The sequence below is a fragment of the Streptomyces sp. NPDC005202 genome (assembly GCF_040608235.1).
GTDB lineage: Bacteria > Actinomycetota > Actinomycetes > Streptomycetales > Streptomycetaceae > Streptomyces.
This window is the reverse complement of the sequence record NZ_JBEXHW010000024.1, coordinates 66,937-84,930: the sequence shown is the minus strand read 5'-3', so window position 1 is coordinate 84,930 and position 17,994 is coordinate 66,937. Positions and strand designations below refer to the sequence as shown.

13 protein-coding genes and 1 pseudogene are annotated in these 17,994 nt (G+C 70.0%); 5 read left to right on the top strand and 9 right to left on the bottom strand.

What is annotated here, in order from left to right; all coding sequences use genetic code 11:
• Positions 1–9: 9 nt before the first annotated feature.
• Positions 10–1,051: pseudogene (locus ABZV31_RS27715) on the bottom strand (GAF domain-containing protein); the annotation flags it as partial.
• Between the two features lie 233 nt (positions 1,052–1,284).
• Here ABZV31_RS27715 and aspS point away from each other — a divergent pair.
• Both aspS and ABZV31_RS27705 read left to right on the top strand, forming a co-directional pair.
• Entirely contained in the window at positions 1,285–3,048 is a 1,764-nt protein-coding gene (gene aspS, locus ABZV31_RS27710) for an aspartate--tRNA ligase (RefSeq protein WP_355899056.1), read from the top strand.
• Positions 3,049–3,688: 640 nt separating this feature from the next.
• Complete coding sequence (locus ABZV31_RS27705) at positions 3,689–3,898, top strand: hypothetical protein (RefSeq protein ID WP_355899054.1); 210 nt, start codon at positions 3,689–3,691, stop codon at positions 3,896–3,898.
• Positions 3,899–3,990: 92 nt separating this feature from the next.
• Here ABZV31_RS27705 and ABZV31_RS27700 read toward each other — a convergent pair whose 3' ends face one another.
• Positions 3,991–4,854: a DUF1998 domain-containing protein gene (locus ABZV31_RS27700; protein ID WP_355899051.1), complete on the bottom strand. Its 864-nt coding sequence runs from the start codon at positions 4,852–4,854 to the stop codon at positions 3,991–3,993.
• A 253-nt stretch (positions 4,855–5,107) separates the two neighbouring features.
• Between ABZV31_RS27700 and ABZV31_RS27695 the strand changes: the two genes are divergently transcribed.
• Positions 5,108–5,773, top strand: coding sequence for a hypothetical protein (locus ABZV31_RS27695; protein ID WP_355899048.1), 666 nt, complete (start codon positions 5,108–5,110; stop codon positions 5,771–5,773).
• Positions 5,774–5,835: 62 nt separating this feature from the next.
• Here the strand turns inward: ABZV31_RS27695 and ABZV31_RS27690 are convergent, their stop codons facing one another.
• The 3 genes from ABZV31_RS27690 to ABZV31_RS27680 form a co-directional block, all read right to left on the bottom strand.
• Complete coding sequence (locus ABZV31_RS27690; protein ID WP_355899045.1) at positions 5,836–6,189, bottom strand: hypothetical protein; 354 nt, start codon at positions 6,187–6,189, stop codon at positions 5,836–5,838.
• A complete protein-coding gene (locus ABZV31_RS27685; protein WP_355899042.1) occupies positions 6,170–7,099 on the bottom strand; it encodes a helix-turn-helix domain-containing protein in 930 nt (309 codons plus the stop codon). The genes ABZV31_RS27690 and ABZV31_RS27685 overlap by 20 nt, the downstream gene beginning before the upstream one ends.
• Positions 7,100–7,245: 146 nt before the next feature.
• Entirely contained in the window at positions 7,246–7,818 is a 573-nt protein-coding gene (locus ABZV31_RS27680) for an ATP-binding protein (protein WP_355899040.1), read from the bottom strand.
• 154 nt (positions 7,819–7,972) lie between these two features.
• Between ABZV31_RS27680 and ABZV31_RS27675 the strand changes: the two genes are divergently transcribed.
• Both ABZV31_RS27675 and ABZV31_RS27670 read left to right on the top strand, forming a co-directional pair.
• Positions 7,973–8,848: a helix-turn-helix transcriptional regulator gene (locus tag ABZV31_RS27675; protein ID WP_355899037.1), complete on the top strand. Its 876-nt coding sequence runs from the start codon at positions 7,973–7,975 to the stop codon at positions 8,846–8,848.
• The gene (locus tag ABZV31_RS27670; RefSeq protein ID WP_355899034.1) at positions 8,845–9,054 is read left to right on the top strand and encodes a DUF397 domain-containing protein; all 210 of its coding nucleotides are present in this window, start codon (positions 8,845–8,847) and stop codon (positions 9,052–9,054) included. The genes ABZV31_RS27675 and ABZV31_RS27670 overlap by 4 nt, the downstream gene beginning before the upstream one ends.
• A gap of 64 nt (positions 9,055–9,118) precedes the next feature.
• Here ABZV31_RS27670 and ABZV31_RS27665 read toward each other — a convergent pair whose 3' ends face one another.
• From ABZV31_RS27665 to ABZV31_RS27650, 4 genes are all read right to left on the bottom strand, one after another.
• A complete protein-coding gene (locus tag ABZV31_RS27665; RefSeq protein ID WP_355899032.1) occupies positions 9,119–10,162 on the bottom strand; it encodes a type IIL restriction-modification enzyme MmeI in 1,044 nt (347 codons plus the stop codon).
• Positions 10,114–14,214, bottom strand: a complete 4,101-nt coding sequence (gene drmD, locus ABZV31_RS27660; RefSeq protein WP_355899028.1) for a DISARM system SNF2-like helicase DrmD — start codon at positions 14,212–14,214, stop codon at positions 10,114–10,116. The genes ABZV31_RS27665 and drmD overlap by 49 nt, the downstream gene beginning before the upstream one ends.
• Before the next feature lie 310 nt (positions 14,215–14,524).
• Entirely contained in the window at positions 14,525–16,240 is a 1,716-nt protein-coding gene (gene metG, locus ABZV31_RS27655) for a methionine--tRNA ligase (protein ID WP_355899025.1), read from the bottom strand.
• Positions 16,241–16,409: 169 nt separating this feature from the next.
• The coding region (locus ABZV31_RS27650; RefSeq protein WP_355899022.1) for a VWA domain-containing protein at positions 16,410–17,994 on the bottom strand (1,585 nt) is incomplete at its 5' end.

The window sequence follows — 17,994 nt, the reverse complement described above, 5'->3', positions numbered from 1 at the left end:
ACAGCCCGACCAGTCGCCGCCGACCTGGAGGCCGCCGCCGGTGGGAACGTAGCGGGCGGCGACGTCCATGCCGGGGACCTCGGGGCCCAGGGTGGGCAGCATGGAGCGCTGCAGGCCGTCGGTCAGCTCACGCTCCGACTCGGCGGTCCCGGCGCGGGCGAGGACCTGGGCGAGCATGCGGGCCACCGTCGTCAGTACCGAGCGCTCGACGGGTGTGAAGGCGACCGGGTAGGCGAAGGCGGCCATCCAGGCGCCCATCGTGCGGCCCGCGACGGTCAGCGGCAGGAACGCCCAGGACTGGCGGCCGAAGCGCTGGGAGAGCGGCCAGGCGAGCGGGTAGCGGGCCTTGTACTGCTCCGGGGAGGAGAGGAGAGGTAGACGGCCCGGCCGGTGCGGACCACCTCGGCGGCCGGGTAGTCCGTCTCCAGCGCCATGTGCACGAAGGGGCCCTCGTCACCGGGCCGCTGCCCGTGGTGGCCGATGATGGTCAGCCGGTCGCCCTCCACGCCGAAGACGGCCAGCCCGTCCGGCGAGAACCCTGGCATCGACAGGCCGGCCGCGACCCGCAGGACCTCCGCGGTGGACCGCGCCTCGGCCAGCGCGCGGCCCGCGTCCAGCAGGAACGCCTCCCGGGAGCGCCGCCAGTCGCCGGTGACGGCGGTGCGCCCGGCCGGCCCGGCGTGGGCTCGGTGACCTCCTGGAGGGTGCCGATCAGCTCGTACGCCTTCTTCCGCGCGTCGAAGGAGGGCTTGGAGCGGCTGCGCACGACCCGGATCATCCGGCCCCGCTCGTCCATGATCCTGACCCGCACCTCGGCGAGGGTGCCCTCGGCGGCGGCGAGCCGGACCACACCGGTGATCTCGTTCCAGTCGACCGGGCGGGCGCGGACCTGGGCCTCGGTGAGGGTGGTCTGCTCGGCGGGCAGCCCGAGCAGCCGTGCCGCCTCGGCGTCGACCGTGACCAGCCCGGTGGCGGTGTCCCAGTGCCACCGGGCTGGTCGCGAGGAGGCGAGGGCGTCCCCCACGGCGGGCAGGGGCTCACCAGTGCGCATTGCCCCACCGTAGGAAGAGGCCGTCGAACACTGCCACCGATGACGTACTGGTGTGCGATCTCGTGGGGCGATCCCGTCCGGCCCGCACGGAATCGCGGGCGGCGGTCGGGCGGGCGTCAATGCGGGGGAGCCGATCTTGGGGTGGCCGGTACGCTTGGTGGGTCCGGGCCGTGCCCGATCGCGCCGGGGAGAGCAACCTCGGCACCACCCGAACCGAAGGACGATGAACGACGATGCACCGGTACAGGTCCCACACCTGCGGCCAGCTCCGCGCCTCCGACGTCGGCACCGACGTCCGGCTGAGTGGCTGGCTGCACAATCGGCGCGACCTGGGCGGCATCCTCTTCATCGATCTGCGTGACCACTACGGCATCACGCAGCTCGTCGCCCGCCCCGGCACGGCCGCCTACGAGGCGCTGGACAAGCTGTCCAAGGAGACGGTCGTCCGGGTCGACGGCAAGGTCGTCTCCCGCGGCACGGAGAACATCAACCCGGACCTGCCCACCGGCGAGATCGAGATCGAGGTCGGCGAGGTCGAGGTGCTCGGCGCGGCCGCCCCGCTGCCGTTCACGATCAACGCCGAGGACGGGGTCAACGAGGAGCGGCGCCTGGAGTACCGCTTCCTGGACCTGCGCCGCGAGCGCATGCACCGCAACATCATGCTGCGTACGGCCGTGATCTCGGCCATCCGCCACAAGATGGCGGCGATGGGCTTCAACGAAATGGCGACGCCGATCCTCAGCGCCACCTCCCCGGAGGGCGCCCGCGACTTCGTAGTCCCGTCCCGCCTGCACCCGGGCAAGTTCTACGCCCTGCCGCAGGCGCCGCAGCAGTTCAAGCAGCTGCTGATGATCTCCGGCTTCGACCGCTACTTCCAGATCGCGCCCTGCTTCCGCGACGAGGACGCCCGCGCGGACCGCTCGCCGGGCGAGTTCTACCAGCTCGACGTCGAGATGAGCTTCGTCGAGCAGGAGGACGTCTTCCAGCCGATCGAGAAGCTCATGACGGAGATCTTCGAGGAGTTCGGCGGCGGGCGTCACGTCACGTCGCCCTTCCCGCGGATCCCCTTCCGCGAGGCGATGCTGAAGTACGGCTCCGACAAGCCGGACCTGCGGGCCAAGCTGGAGCTGGTCGACATCAGCGACGTCTTCGAGGGCTCGGAGTTCAAGGCGTTCGCCGGCAAGCACGTGCGCGCGCTGGCGGTTCCGGCGGTCCAGGACCAGCCGCGCAAGTTCTTCGACCAGCTTGGCGAGTACGCCGTGTCGCTGGGCGCGAAGGGCCTGGCGTGGGTGCGGGTCGGCGAGGACGGCGGCCTGACGGGTCCGATCGCGAAGTTCCTCACGGAGGAAAACGTCGCCGAGCTGACCAAGCGCCTCTCCCTGGCCCCCGGCCACGCGGTGTTCTTCGGCGCGGGCGAGTTCGACGAGGTCTCGAAGATCATGGGCGCGGTGCGGGTGGAGGCCGCCAAGCGCGCCGGGCACTTCGAGGAGGACGTCTTCCGCTTCTGCTGGATCGTCGACTTCCCGATGTATGAGAAGGACGAGGAGACCGGCAAGATCGACTTCTCGCACAACCCGTTCTCGATGCCGCAGGGCGGCCTGGAGGCCCTGGAGACCCAGGACCCGCTGGACATCCTGGGCTGGCAGTACGACATCGTCTGCAACGGCGTCGAGCTGTCCTCCGGCGCCATCCGGAACCACGAGCCGGAGATCATGCTCAAGGCCTTCGAGATCGCGGGCTACGACCGGGAGACCGTCGAGGAGCAGTTCGCGGGCATGCTCCGCGCGTTCCGCTTCGGCGCCCCGCCGCACGGCGGCATCGCGCCCGGCATCGACCGCATCGTCATGCTGCTCGCCGACGAGCCCAACATCCGCGAGACGATCGCCTTCCCGCTCAACGGCAACGCCCAGGACCTGATGATGGGCGCCCCCACGGAGCTGGACGAGGCGCGGCTGCGGGAGCTGCACATCGCCGTCCGCAAGCCGCAGCCGAAGTAGGCCAGGCCTTTCAGGGGGCTGTACGGCGAAGGGACCCGGGATCGGTGCCGATCTCGGGTCCCTTTCGCATGCCGGTCACCGTGGGCGCCGACCCGGCCGGGCCGACGGCGGTACTGCGGGCGTCGACGTCACGCGGGCGGAGCGCGGGGCTCGGAAAAAAGTTCCGGACTCCTGTCACATTCGCCCGGCGTTCCGGGTCAGTGAAGCGACGGCCGCACGGCCGCACCGACTTCACCTTCACCAGCTGAAGGAGCCCCTCATCCGCATCGCCTACGTCGTCGTCACCGTCCTGGCCGCCCTGATGGCGGGCATCTCCGGCACCGTTCTGCTCCTGCGCGCCCAGTGGATCGTGCAGCGTGCTCAACGACTACGGGGTGCCCCGCTCGTGGTGGACGTGGCTCGGGCCGGCCAAGGCCGCCGGGGCCGTGGGGCTTCTGGTGGGCCCGGCGAAGCCGGCGATCAGCAGCGATGCGTCCGCAGAGCGAATGACCTCCACAGCGACCCTGCTCGTCAACCGCGCTGGTAGAGACGTACTCATGGGGCCGCTCACCACGACTTGGGTCGGTTGGGGTCGGGGGAATGCCCGGACAGTGGCGAGGGCAAGGGCGAGTGCCGACCTCGTCATGTCAGGTGCCTCAGCGTGCCAGACGCGGGTGATCTCCGTGAGCTGGTGGGCCAAGCCGGCTGCGGGCTGTGCCGCGATGAAGCGGCTCAGCAGGGGATCACCAGGATCAGCGGTCGTCTCCAGGACGTGCTCCAGGACGTGCTCCAGGACGTGCTCCAGGACAACGATGCGTTCTTCGGGCAGGCGATCGCAGAGCGCGGCCAGAAGGCCTGGAAGTCGGGGTGACGGGGCGCTGCTCCGGGCAGTGGGCACATCAGGCGGCGCCTGAGCCGGACGGCCGTTCTGCCCACGGGAGTCGTGCCCCGCCGCCGTCTCGTTCACGGCCTGAAAGCACACTTGTCGTCGGCCAGTGTCTCCACCAGCAGGGCCCGGTCCAGGTAGTGGTTGCCCCTTTCGCACGAGGTCTCCGCGGCAAACAGGCAGGCGTGGCAACCTGCTCCGTGCAGCCGGGAATGGATGCGCGGGTCGTGTTCGGCGCACATCGGGTCGGAGCTGCACAGCCTGGCCTCTTCCAGGGCCTGCGAGATCGCCGGGCCGAGCCGCTCTCTGCGGCCGAGCGAGACGAGGCCGCCCAGAGTGCCCTCGCTGTCGGGGGCGGCGGTGTAGAGCAGGATCCCGGACATGGGGTCGGGGCCGGATCGTGCGTAGACGCGTTCCGCTATGCCGGAGGCACCGTAGCCGCATTCCAGGGCGAACTGGCGGATGAGGACATGGGCCAGGGTGTGCAGGAGTACGTACCGGATGCCGGGCCACCGGGGTTCGACGCGGCGGGCCGTGCACCAGGCCCCGTGGGCGGACTTCAGGATCTCCTCGCGGGCGCGAACGGCCTCCTGCCGCTCCCACTCGGCGAGCCGCTCCTCCTTGAGGGCGAGGAAGACTCCCTCGCCGCGCAGTTCGGCGCAGGGAACCCAGGTGGGGTTGTTGCGGCTGAGCGGAGCCACGGGGCGCGTGCGCGTCTCCTCCTCGGGCAGCCACTCGGGGGCTTCTATCCGCGTGAAGCCGGTGAGCGCCGAGACCTCGCGCAGCCGGTGGACGAGTACGACGCTGTCGAGCCAGTCGGCGGTGCCCTCGGGCAGGTGCTGCTCGCGCACCGTGGTGAAGTCCGGTAGCGCGTGGTCGCGGGGGTGGGTGAAGGCACGGTGTGGTGAGGTCGAACTCCTCTTCCTCCTCACCCTGGTCACCGGTGGCCGCCTGGGCCTCCTTGGTCACCGCCGCCCAGACCGCGTCCGCTCCGTACTGCTCCAGCTCGGGCCAGCAGGCCTGGGTGGGCAGCAGCATCTTGGCCGCGTCGGCGGGGACGGCGGCCAGCGGCGAGAGCAGGCTCCAGTGTTCCTTGACCGCCTGGGTGAGGGGTTCCTCGGCGCGGGGGATGCTGAACAGCCGCAGCTGCGAGGCGAACCAGCTGTTGGTGGCGCCGAGCACCATGGTGCGTGCGTGCTCCTGGCAGCCGCCCTGGGAGAAGGTGCCGAGGTGCGGGTGGTGGCCCCCGACGACGCGTTCCCGGGTGGCGGACCCGACTTGCAGCCCTCCGAGCCCTTCGCCCGCAGGGTGTCCCGGATGCTGTTCGCGGGCGTCACCTGCGCACGTGCCGCCGCGGAGGAGACGCTCACCCGTGACTCACTGGACGGCTTTGCGCGGTACACCGGCGCCGGCCTGTCCGCGAACCTCTGTGAGGCGCTGGTGAAGATCGCGGGAGAGGAACAGCGGTCCTTCTCATTGGCCTTCGACTGGTCATCCGAGATGCCGATGGAGCAGGACTCACCCCCGGTGACGCTCACCCCGCTCCATGTGCGGGCGCTGGAGGAAGGAGCGAAGGAACTGCGCGAACGGGCGGCCCGTGAGGAGGGTGCGGTCCTGCACGGCGTGGTCACCCGCCTGAGCGGGCAGGGCGACCGCCAAGCGACGATCTACGGTTCGCTGGACCACGAGGACGCCTCGCGGGTGCGCAGCGTGCGGGTGGAGCTGCGTGCCGAGGACGTGGACAAGGCCACCGTGGCCTGGCGTGACGGTCTTGAGGTGGCGGTGCACGGCGATGTGGAGCCGTACGGGACCGGGGTGCGGATGCGGGGCGTGCGGGCGTTCGTGGTCAGGCCGGCGTGACGCGGCGCGCCGCGCGGTGTGTGGGGCGCCCCGGGCCGTGCGGAAATCTCCCCCGGCAGCAGCTACTCGTCTTCGAAGATGTCGTCGGTCGACGTTGCGGTTCCGGCGCGGGCGAGCCAGGTGCTCAGCGTGTCGCGGTCCTCGCAGCTGGTGATGCGCGCGCGGGCTTCGTCGTGGATGTCGATGCCGCGGCCGGCCAGGACCAGCAGGAGCCCCTCGGCGAGGCCCTTGGCTTCGCCTTCGGCCTTCCCTTCGGCCCTTAGCTCCTGTCCCAGCGGGGACTGTGTGAGGTCGGTGGGGGGAGACGAGGACACCGGGTCGTCAAACGGGATGCCGATTGCCCTGGCGGCGCGGACGAAGACACCGGGGTGCTGCTGGAAGATCCGATGCATCGCCTCATGGGGTGCGCTGACCATGTGGGTCCTTCGTGCTCGGGGGCGAGTGGTGCCCCGCACGGCAGTCGCCGCATCTGCCGGGTTCCGGGCCGCGGAAGGCGCGGTCGCAGGTGTCGCAGTTCCGGAGCGGGTGCCTGACGGACGGTGGTGGTTCGGGGGTCCGGAACGGCGGCAGGGGCGGCAGCCGGTCGGTGAGGCGGTGGGCCAGGAGGGCGGCCGGGCGGCGCAGGGGCTCGGGTGGCAGGTCGCTGGTCAGGGCGTGGCGTACGGCGGTGGGGGTGAGGTCGCGCTCCAGCCAGGCGGCGACGCCGGGGGCGAGGTGCTCGGCGTCGGTGGCGGAGAGGAGGAGGCGGGGGTCTGTGCGGCGGAGGCCGGCGAGGACGTCGGTGGCGGTGTGGAGGAGGGCGGGGGAGGCGTACGCGGGTTGCGGTACGGCGGGGAGGGCGCGGCGTGGGGGCTTCTGCTGCGGGGCGGCCGCCCGGCGGGTCGGGGGCCTGACCGGGGGCTTTGGTGCGTCATCGGTCGCGTCGCCGTGTCGGCCCGGCTGGTTGCAGGAGACGGTACGGGTGACGATACGGCCGGTCTCGGTGCGTTCGCGGGTGCGGCGCAGGTAGCCGTGGGTCTCCAGTTCGCGCAGGGCGGCGGCGATTCGGGTCGGGCCCTCCGGGAAGCGGGCGGCGAGGGTCTTGATGTCGACGCGGGCGCCGCCGGGGAGGGACTGGATGTGCACCGCCAGCCCGATGGCCAGCAGCGACAGCTCCGGGTGCTGGGCGAGGTGGTTGCCGATCACCGTGAAGCGGGTGGTGTGGCGGGAGTTGTCGTGAGTGACGCCGCCCGGGTGGGTGTTCGCGTGGGCGTGCCGGTGCGGGTGGTTTTTGCCCGCACCACGGGTCTGGGCGTGCGGGCGCACGCTAGGGTTTTGCGTATCCATCAGGAAGGGTTCTGCTTCCTCGGTGGTGAGGCCCTCGCACTGGGATTGCCCGTCCCGGCGAGGGCCGTCGCATGTCTGCGGTGGTGTGGTGTCGCGCTGAGCGTAGGGCAGACAACCGATCCCGAATCCGGCCCAGTTGGTGATGTTCACTCGCGCGAGTGAGCGTGCGCCGTGGGCGGGAGGGGTGGGGCTTGGTGGGGTTTCTTTCCCTCTCGTGTTCCTTGGGGAAGAGCGCCGGCCGCACCGAAGCGCACGCGGTCGGGTTTCGGCGTGTGGGTTGTTTCCGCAGCTTCCGGTGGCAGGTCGAGTTCGGCCCAGACGGTCTTGCGCGGGACGGGGCCGAATGCGACGCCCCAGCGGTCGGCGAGGGCCTCGACGAGGAGGAGGCCGCGGCCGGACTCGGCGTCGGGGCCGGGTGGTCGGCGGCGTGGGAGGTCGTCACCGCGTGTGTCCGTCACCTCGATACGGAGGCTCTCGCTGCGGGCCAGGAGCGCCAGACGGAAGCACCGCCCGGGGAGGCGGCCGTGGGTGGCTGCGTTCGCGGCGAGCTCTGCGACGAGGTGTTCGGCGGCCTCCGTGACGCGGCACGGCAGGTCCCAGGTGCGCAGCCACTCGGTGGCGAGGAGCCGGGCGAGGCGGGCGCCGCGTGGCGTCGGGGACAGCAGAACGCTGAAGTGACGGTTCAGAGGGTGGAGTTGGGTGGACTTTTGCTGGTTCACGTCGCTGAGCGTGGCGGTGCGTGCTTACCGTGAACAGTGACGACGCCGATGCGTACGGTGACTGTCCGGAGCTTGTCCGCTGCTGTCCGGGCTGTCGGAACCGGCAGTACGGGTACGGGCGTTGCGGCACGGCGGTACGACGGAGGGGTGCGGTATGTCGGTGGACGGCGAGGTACGGCGGCTCAGGAGCGAGGCGGACGAGCCGGGGTGGGAGGTGGACCCGGACGACGAATGGGGCGTGGCGGTCGTCGCGACCGTGGGGCGGCAGCTCAGGTTGCGCCGGGAGGCGGTGGGGATGCGGGCCGCCGAGTTCGGGGAGGTGGTGGGGTATGGGGAGGACATGGTCTACAAGATCGAGAGCGGCAAGCGGATTCCCCGGCCCGAGTTCCTGGACAAGGCGGACGAGGTGTTGGGGGCGGGTGGGTTGCTCTCGGCGATGAAGGAGGATGTGGCGAAGGTCCGGTATCCGAAGAAGGTTCGGGACCTGGCGCTGATGGAGGCGCGAGCGGTTGAGCTTCAGCTGTACGACCCCTTGAACATCCACGGCTTGTTGCAGACGCCGGAGTATGCGCGTGCGCTGTTCCAGATGCGGCGGCCTGCTTACGCCCAGGAGGAGGTGGAGCGGGGTGTGGCCGCGCGCATGGCCCGAAAGGCCGTCTTCGAGCGAGACCCTGCACCTGAGTTCAGTTTTGTCCAGGACGAGTGGACGCTTCGACGGAGGCTGGGGGGAAGAATGGTGTTGCGCCAGCAGCTCGAACGCCTGCTTGAGGTAGGGCAGTTGCGGAACGTCGAAATCCAGGTGATGCCGATGGACCGTGAGGAGCATGCCGGAGTGGATGGCGGGATCGAGGTGCTGAAGTTCGAGGACGGTACGGCAGTGGGGCGTTCGCCGGGAGTTTGCAACGGCCGCCCTGTCTCCGAGCTGAAGCAGCTCCGCATCCTGGAACTGCGATATGGCATCATCCGGGCGCAGGCTCTCACGCCGAGGGAGTCGGCGGCCTTCATCGAGCAACTGCTGGGAGAGACATGATCCGCAACGCCCCAGCGGGGGAAGCCCCCGAGCTGGCCTGGTTCAAGAGCAGCTACAGCAGCGGCGCCGAAACCGACTCCTGCGTCGAGATCGCGACCACCCCCGGCACGGTGCACGTTCGTGACTCCAAGGACATAGGTGGCCCTCAGCTCACGCTCACGCCGGACGCGTGGGCGGACTTCGTGACGTACGCCTCGGGGAGCTGACCTCTTAACTGCGCCCGCTCCAAGCCTGGTTGATGCCGGTAACGGGCGCGGTTACCGTGCGGACTCAGAAGAGGGCGTCCGGTTGAGGGAACAGCGCGTCGCCGAAGTCCTCCTGAGTGCTCTCGGGGGTACGTGTAGCGGCTCGTGCTTTCGCCTTGGACTTACGGGCGGCAGCCCGCCGCCGCTTGGCCTCCGGGGTGTGCAGCCCCTTCTCCACCTCTTCCTTGTAGCGGGTGTGGTTGAGCTCCAGGAGGCGGTCCAGGATCTCGGTCTGGATGTCGGGAGTGATGGTGAAGCGATCGCCTTGCGGGGTCGTATGGAAGCCGTGTTTGAGGTCGAGATCGGTCCAGCCATATGCCTTGGCGGCGGCCCGGTCCACCCCGATGTGTGCCTGCCGGATCGCCTCGATGTCGGGAGTGGTCTCGGACTCGGTGTGAACGAGGCCGTAGAGGTCTGTCAGACCGATGTTGCGTGCCGACGATGCATTGCGCCGGGTACGGTCCAGGCTCTGCCCGGCCTGCCGGAGGGCGTCTGTTGGATCAGGGAAGGGGAAGGTCTCGAAGCAGTCTGAAGGCGTGTACTGCAGATCGGCCTTCATCGTTGCCGACCACTTCCATGCCCAGGCGACGTGCATCGTGGAATTGAGCATGGCCAAGCGGCCAAGGTCGTCGGTAGGGAACACTACGAGCTTCTCGTGCAGTACTTGCTTCGTCGGCACGAGTGTTGCTGCTGCTGTGCTGCTCACACGAGCGATCACGATTACATGCCGCAGGTGTGTGATCGCCGCATACAACGCCGGACGTTTGTCCGCGTAATGCCACCATCTCTGCGGCAGCGGCTTGCGGAGCACATACGAGCCGTCCTCCTTTGTCCGCTGCCGGACAGGCTTCACTTCTCGTTCGGCGATCTCAAAGACGGCCGGGTACTCCGCCGCTCTCTCTTCGGACCAGTCGTGAAAGTTGATCACCCATCGACTGGCAGTGGATCCGGGACGTTGGTTCAGGTCCTCCCCGCTGAGATAGGGGAAGACCACATCTGCGTTCCTCGGATCAATAGCGATCAACGCGTGCGCATCATCTGGCGTGAGGACGAATCCCTTACCCAGCACAATGGATCCTTGGAACGACTCGGCCTCGTTCGCCACCAGACGGTGCGGGTTCCCTGACACCCGCGATGCGGGATCGAGCCCGGGAGTGATACCGGGACCTCATTGCCGTCCAGGACCCTACCCTCGCCCTGGCCGACCTTTCCGCCCAACCACAGCAGCGAGACGATCACGGAAGCTGTGCCAAACCACGGCTGCGACTTGACTGCCCGGTACACCGTCCACCCGTCCGCCGTAGCCCGATCCAGCCCAACTTCCCGAGTGTCCCCCTGAGCGATCGTGTTCGTAGCGATGATCCCCGTACGGCGCCCAGGCGCGATCGACAGGTTCCGCAGCAAGAAGTACGCGCACAGGTCTGCGTGCCCCCGCGTACCACCTGCAAGCCGATTGACCAGGTACTCCCGATAGTCGTGGCCCAGCGCACCTGTGAGCTTCTTGCCGCCCACAAACGGCGGATTCCCCACCACCACATCAAACCCTTTGGAGCCGCCCACCCCCATGACCGCAGGAAACTCCAACGGCCAGTGCAATGGCCGCACAGCCTCCGCCCGAGGCCCGTTCAGCCACCCGTCCACGATCTCTCGCGCCCGCACCGCAGCCTCCTCGGCTCCGGCGCCCTCCTCCAGCGCAGTCGCCACCAGCCCCGCCACCGACTCCAGCCGGTTCCGGTAGGCCCGGGACTTCGCGTCCTCCTTGGCGTCACGAAAGCGCGCCGACCCCCGTGACCCGCCCTGCTGCTCCTCGCCGGAGATGTCGGACGCCTCCTCGTCGGAGATGCCCTCCGCCGCCAGCGCGGCCCCCACCACCGCGTCGGCCGCCAGCCGCAACTGACCACTCCGGGCCTCTGCCTCCTCCAGCAGTTCGACCTTGTCCCGGACCACCCGGATGTCCTGCACCGGCATGGCCTCGATCTTCCGCCGAAGCTCCGCCGCCTCCGACAGCAGCGGGAAGGTCACGGCGACCGGGAACCAGCGGGGCGAGGGATCGGCCCAGCGGCGGCGCAACGCGGCCGTCTCCGTCTCCATCACCTGCGGCAGCCGCTTCCAGCGCTCTTCCAGCGCCTCGCGGTCCGCGCGCAGCTGGCGCCGTTCGTCGTCGATGTCGAACAACGACTCCTGCTGCCAGTGCTCCTTGTCGTCCAGACGGTCCCGGATCGACCGCCTCAGGTCCTCCAGGACCGCCCGCATACCCTCGACCTCCTCCTCGCAGCGCTTGGCGAGCAGGGTTTCCAGCGAGCGGAACCGCCGGTTGGCCTGCGTGTTCAGGGCGCGGCCGAGACGCTGCTCCAACTGCGTCCACAGACCGGCGAGTTCGCCCCGTACGCGGTCCGCGGGCAGTTCCTCGGTCGCGGCCGCCAGCCACGCCTCGACCTCGTCCTTCTTCGCGGCCGAGAGCCTGCCGCCCTCGATCAGTCCGCCCGCCGCGATCACTTCCTCGTGCAGGCGGGCGCCGCCGCTGCCAGTGATGAGCACCCGGCCGTGCGCGACCAAGGCGGGCTGCCGCAGCAATCCGTCCGGCACCACCCGCGCCGTCACCCGGGACAGCTTGGCCGACGTGTCGGCCGACCAGAGCTCCGCCCGCAGCAACCGCAGGCACATCTGCACCAGCCGGTGGCCCAGGTGCAGGTGCACCACGTCCGTACGGTCGCGGGCCTCGGCCTCGTCGAACACGACCGGGCGCTCCGTGCCGGTGAGGGGGTGCCGCAGACTGTCGTTGCGGGCCCGCGCCCAGGCTCCGGGCAGCTCCGGCAGCCGGAAGCAGCGGGCGCCGTGGTCGGGCTGGGGGTCGGGGACCTCGGTGAGGTCCTTGCGGTGGGCCAGCAGCAGTCCCGTACGGACGACCCGCTCGACCGTCGCCGGGGTCAGGTGGAGCTCCTGGCGGCTGCCGGCCAGGGCGTCCACCAGCCGTTCCAGGTCCCGCGCCAGGTCCCGCTCGACCTTCAGCACGGCTTTCCCGGACCGCTTGGTGATCTCGGCGTCGGCGGTGGTCCAGCTGGAGCGGCGGCCCAGCATCTTCTGCTCGACCTGTGCGGCGATCACCTCGCCCGCACTGCCCAGGTCCTCGCGGATGCGCTCGGTCTTGCGGGCGGCCACGGCGAGGAAGTGCAGCTCGTCCTCCAGGGCGCCGTCCTCGTATCCGGAGTCCGTCTGGAAGTCGTGGGCCGAGTCGAAGCCCTGCCAGCCCTTCGGCACGAAGTGGAACACGTCCACCTGGTCGGCCTTCTGCCCGTGCCGGTCCACGCGGCCGTTGCGCTGCTCCAGCCGGTTCGGGTTCCAGGGGATCTCCCAGTGCAGCACCCGGTGGCAGTGCGCCTGGAGGTTGATGCCCTCGCTGGCCGCGTCGGTGCCGAGCAGGATGCGTACGGGCGACAGATCGGGGCTCTCCTGGAAGACCTGCTTGACCCGCTCGCGGTCGTCCCGGTCCTGGCCGCCGTACAGCTGAGCGATCCGGTCCTCCGGGTACCCGGCCGCCAGCAGCTGCCCGTACAGCCAGCGCTGGGTGTCGCGGTACTCGGTGAAGACGATGACCCGCTTGTCCGCCCAGTCGCCCTTCGGCCCGTCGGGGCAGACGATCCCGTCCAGCCACTCCCGTAAGCGCTCGAACTTGGCGTCCGGACGCTTCCCGGCCTCGACCGCCCAGGTGTCCAGCTCCTTGAGGAGGGTGTGCTCCCGGTCGGTGAGTGGACGCATCGCCTGACGGGCCGCGGTGAGAGCGCGCTCCGCCGCCTCGGCCTGCTCCTGCTCGTCCGCCTCCTCGGCCTCCTCGACCCCTTCGATCAGCGGTCGCAGCACGCGGACGCTCGTGGCGGGCTCCTCCTCAGGGGCGGCCCGCCGGGCCGTCATCGTGCCCAGGTGCGTGTGAATGGTCTCCGCGAACGCCTTGGGCGACGACAGGAACCGCTTCTTCAGCAACGTCGTCACGAAGTCGGCGGCCGTCCGGCCCGCCTTCCCTCCGCCCTGGTCGCCGCGCCGGGAACGCGCGTACTCCGCCAGCTTCGCGTACGCCTCCCGCGTCTCGTCGCTGTGGTCGATCTCCAGCGCGTGCGGCACGCGCTTCGGGAAACGTGGCTTGCCGTTCCACAGGGGCGGAAGGTCCGACTTCATCCGGCGCACCATCACCCGGCTCAGCTGCTCGTTCGACGGCTTGACGCCCCGGGCGAAACGGTGGTCGTCGAGCAGTTCGAGGAGCGCCGTGAAGGACTCCAGGTAGCCGTTGTGCGGGGTCGCGGAGAGGAAGAGCCGGTGCTCGCAGTGGGGAGCCAGCAGCTTCACCGCCTGGGTGCGCTGCGAGTCCACGGCGTACTTGCCCGTCCCGGACGGGGCACAGGTGTGCACCTCGTCCACGACCAGCAGGTCGAAGGCGCGCGGGTACTCCGGCACCTGGGGCAGCACCTCGCGCAGCATCCGCAGCGGACGCTCACGCTTCAGCCAGTCGATCGAGACGATCAGCCGAGGATGGTGCGTCCACGGGTTGGCGTACGGACCCGCCGCCCGGCGCAGCTCGCGCAGCATCTTCGTGTCGACGATCCGGAAGTCCAGGCCGAACTTCTCCCGCATCTCGTCCCGCCACTGAAGGGTCAGGCCGGCGGGACACACGATCAGCATGGACCGGGCACGGTGGCGCAGCATCAGCTCCTGCATCACCAGGCCGGCCTCGACCGTCTTGCCGAGACCCACGTCGTCCGCGATCAGCAGGTTGGTACGGGGCATGGAGAGGGCACGGACCACCGGGTCCAGCTGGTAGTCCTGGATCTCCACGCCGGAGCGGAACGGGGCCTGGAGCGCGGTCTTGTCGGCGGAGGCGATGGCGCCCCAGCGCACCGCGTCCAGGAAGGCGTCGAGCCGTCCCGGCTCGTCGAAACCGTTGTGGGGAGAAGGCAGCTCGTACTGGTCGTGGACGTCCGTCGTCTGCTCCAGCTCCCACACGACCCGCAGTTCCTCGTCCCGGCCGTCGCTCTCCAGCGAGGACAGCTTGACCAGGTGGGCGGTGGCGGCCTCGGCGGCGCGCGCCGGGTCGTCACTCGCCGCGGTCGAGCGGACGACGTCGGTGACCACCCAGGGGCGGTGCCGCACTGTGACCCGCTGACCGGGTGCAGGAACCCCCGTGTCCGACTCCCCCGACTGCGCAACCATCTCGTTTGTCCCCCCAGCTTTCACGGACGTCCCTTCCCCGGGCAGCCGTAAAAGTCTAGGTGCGGAATGGGCGGTGATACCCGGGTCGGACCGATCTGCCCTGACTGGAAGTCCGCAGCCGGGCAAGCCACGACTTGATGTCGGCTGTTTTATCGGGCGTCAGCCACAGCAGGGTGAGGCTCGGTGACGTCGTACAACGTCACCGAGCCTTCAGGAAACGATGCTTGGCGGGTTACTCGGGGGTGCCGCCGAAGCGCTCCTTGTAGGTCTCCAGGTCCGCGTCCGTGAGCTTGGCGAACAGGACCGGGGGGACCGTGAAGGGGGTGCCGGCGGGGACCGCGGTCAGGGACTTCGCCTCGTCCGTCGTCACCCACGTCGCCGTGTCGTCCGGCAGGGCGAACGCCTCGCGCATGGTCTTCGCCGTGGTCGGGATGAAGGGCTCCGAGACCACCGCGTAGAGGCGGATCAGGTTCATCGCGGTGCGGAGCGTGAGAGCCGCGCCCTCCTTGTTCGTCTTGATCTCCAGCCAGGGGGCCTTCTCCTCCAGGTAGGAGTTGCCCGCGGACCACAGGGCGCGCAGGGAGGCGGCCGCCTTGCGGAACTGGAGGGTCTCCATGTACTCCTCGTACTCGGCGAGGAGGCGCGCGATCTCCTCGCCCAGCTTCCGCTCCGGCTCGCCCGGCTCGCCGCCCGCCGGGACCTCCTCGCCGAAGCGCTTCTTCGAGAAGGACAGGACGCGGTTGACGAAGTTGCCGAGGGTGTCGGCCAGGTCCTTGTTCACGGTCGCCGTGAAGTGCTCCCAGGTGAAGGACGCGTCGTCCGACTCGGGGGCGTTGGCGATCAGGAAGTAGCGCCAGTAGTCGGCGGGCAGGATCTCCAGGGCCTGGTCGGTGAAGACGCCCCGCTTCTGGGACGTGGAGAACTTACCGCCGTAGTACGTCAGCCAGTTGAAGGCCTTGACGTAGTCGACCTTCTTCCACGGCTCCCGCACGCCGAGTTCCGTGGCCGGGAACATGACGGTGTGGAAGGGGACGTTGTCCTTCGCCATGAACTCCGTGTAGCGGACGTCGGTGTCGACGTCGTACCACCAGGACTTCCAATCCCGGTTCTCCGGGTCCTGGTCCGACCACTCCTTCGTCGCGCCGATGTACTCGATCGGTGCGTCGAACCAGACGTAGAAGACCTTGCCCTCGGCCGCCAGCTCCGGCCAGGTGTCCGCCGGGACGGGGACGCCCCAGTCCAGGTCACGGGTGATCGCGCGGTCGTGCAGGCCCTCGTTCAGCCACTTGCGGGCGATCGACGCCGCCAGCTGCGGCCAGTCGTTCTCGTGGCGGGCGACCCACTCCTCGACCTCGTGCTGGAGCTTGGACTGCAGCAGGAACAGGTGCTTGGTCTCACGGACCTCCAGGTCCGTGGAGCCGGAGATCGCCGAGCGCGGGTTGATCAGGTCCGTCGGGTCCAGGACGCGGGTGCAGTTCTCGCACTGGTCGCCGCGGGCCTTGTCGTAGCCGCAGTGGGGGCAGGTGCCCTCGACGTAGCGGTCCGGGAGGAAGCGGCCGTCGGCGGGGCTGTACACCTGGCGGATGGCGCGCTCTTCGATGAAGCCGTTCTCTTTGAGCCTGCGGGCGAAGTGCTGCGTGATCTCCACGTTCTGGGGAGAGGAGCTCCGGCCGAAGTGGTCGAAGGCCAGCGCGAAGCCGTCGTAGACCGCCTTCTGGGCGTCGTGCGCCTGCGCGCAGAACACGTCCACCGGCAGGCCCTGCTCCTTCGCGGCCAGCTCGGCCGGGGTGCCGTGCTCGTCCGTCGCGCAGATGTAGAGCACGTCGTGGCCGCGCTGGCGCAGGTAGCGGGAGTACACGTCCGCCGGGAGCATGGACCCCACCATGTTGCCCAGGTGCTTGATCCCGTTGATGTACGGAAGGGCGCTGGTGATGAGGTGTCGAGCCATCGCGGGCTGCTCCCAAGTCGCTACGTGGGGTGACGGCGGCGGCGGTTTCCGGGCCGTCCGATTCGTCTACGAACCTTGAAATCGTAGCCGACATGGGTGGGCCGCCCGCTTCCCGTTTTAAGGGGTGGGAAGCGGGCGGCGCGCTGTGTCGTCCGGCGGTCTCGAGGGGTTACGGGCGCCAGGCGGCCAGTACGCCCTCGTAGAGCTCCTGGTCGGTGAGCTCGCGCGGGGTCGGGCCCGCGTGGAAGAAGGACGCGTTGTCGGTCTTCAGTTTGCGGAGGTAGTCGAAGGCCTTGTTGTCGTGCTCGCCGAAGGCGACGAAGGAGAAGAAGACGGTGGGGTGGTTCTTCGCCGCGTCGGTGAGGGACTGGGTGGCGGGGGTCTTGGCGTCGGGGGCGCCGTCCGTCTGGAAGATCACGAGGGCGGGGGTGGCGGGGTCCGCCGACTTCTTGTGGTGGGTCAGTACGGCTTCGACGGCTGCGTGGTAGCTCGTACGGCCCATGCGGCCGAGGGAGGCGTGGACGTTGTCGATCTTGTTCTCGTGGTCGGTGAGGGTGAGGTCGGTGGTGCCGTCCACCTCCGTGGAGAAGAAGACGACGTGGACCGTGGCCTCGGGGTCGAGGTGGGCGGCGAGGGCGAGGGTCTGTTCGCCGAGGGCCTGGGCGGAGCCGTCCTTGTAGTACGGGCGCATGGAGGCGGAGCGGTCGAGGACGAGGTAGACCTTGGCCCGGGTGCCGGTGAGGTCGTACTTCTTGAGGGCGGCTGCGGCGGCCTTGTAGGCGGTGGTGAGGCCGGGGGCGTGGGAGCGGAGGCGGGCTGCGGGGACGGCGGGCTTCGCGGGGGACGCCTCGGCTTCGCCTTCGGCGTTATCGTTCCCACTCGCACTACCCGTGACGGTCTCGTTGTCGGGTGCGGGTGTTGCGGGTGTTCCCTGCGGGGCGTCCTCATCGTCGGCGGCTTGCGGTTCGTCCGCCTTTGTGGCCACCGGCTCTGCCACAGGATCCGGCTCCGGCTCGACCGTCTGCTCGGGCTCCGGCTGCCGCTGCGGCTCCGGCTCGACCGTCTGCTCGGGCTCCGGCTGAGAAGCCGGCCCCTCGGCGACCGGCTCGGGCTCCGGTGTCGGCTCCTCCACCGCCTTCGGCTCCAAGGCGACCGGCGCCTCTTCCTTGGGCTCCTCAACCGCCGCCGGCTCCTCAACCGCCGCTGGCTCCTCAACCGCCGCTGGCTCCTCAACCGCCGCCGGCTCCTCAACCGCCGCCGGCTCCTCGGCCACGGCCGGCTCCTCGGCCACGGCCGGCTCCTCGGCCACGGCCGGCTCCTCGGCCGTCGGCGTCTCCGTCACCGGCTCCTCCGGTGCGGGCGTCTCTGCGACGGGCTCCTCCGCGGTGCGCGCCTCCGTCACCGGCTCCTTCGCGGCAAGCGTCTGCGGGGCAGACTCCTCCGCGACGGGCTCCTCCGTGGCGGGCGTCTCCGTGGCGGGCTCTTCCGCGACGGGCTCCTCCGTGGCGGGCGTTGCTGCGACGGGCTCCTCCGCGGTGCGCGCCTCCGTCACCGGCTCCTTCGCGGCAAGCGTCTGCGGGGCAGACTCCTCCGCGACGGGCTCCTCCGCGACGGGCTCCTCCGCGACGGGCTCCTCCGTGGCGGGCTCTTCCGCGACGGGCTCCTCCGTGGCGGGCGTCTCCGTGGCGGGCTCTTCCGTGGCGGGCTCTTCCGCGATGGGCTCCTCCGTGGCGGGCGTCTCCGTGGCGGGCTCT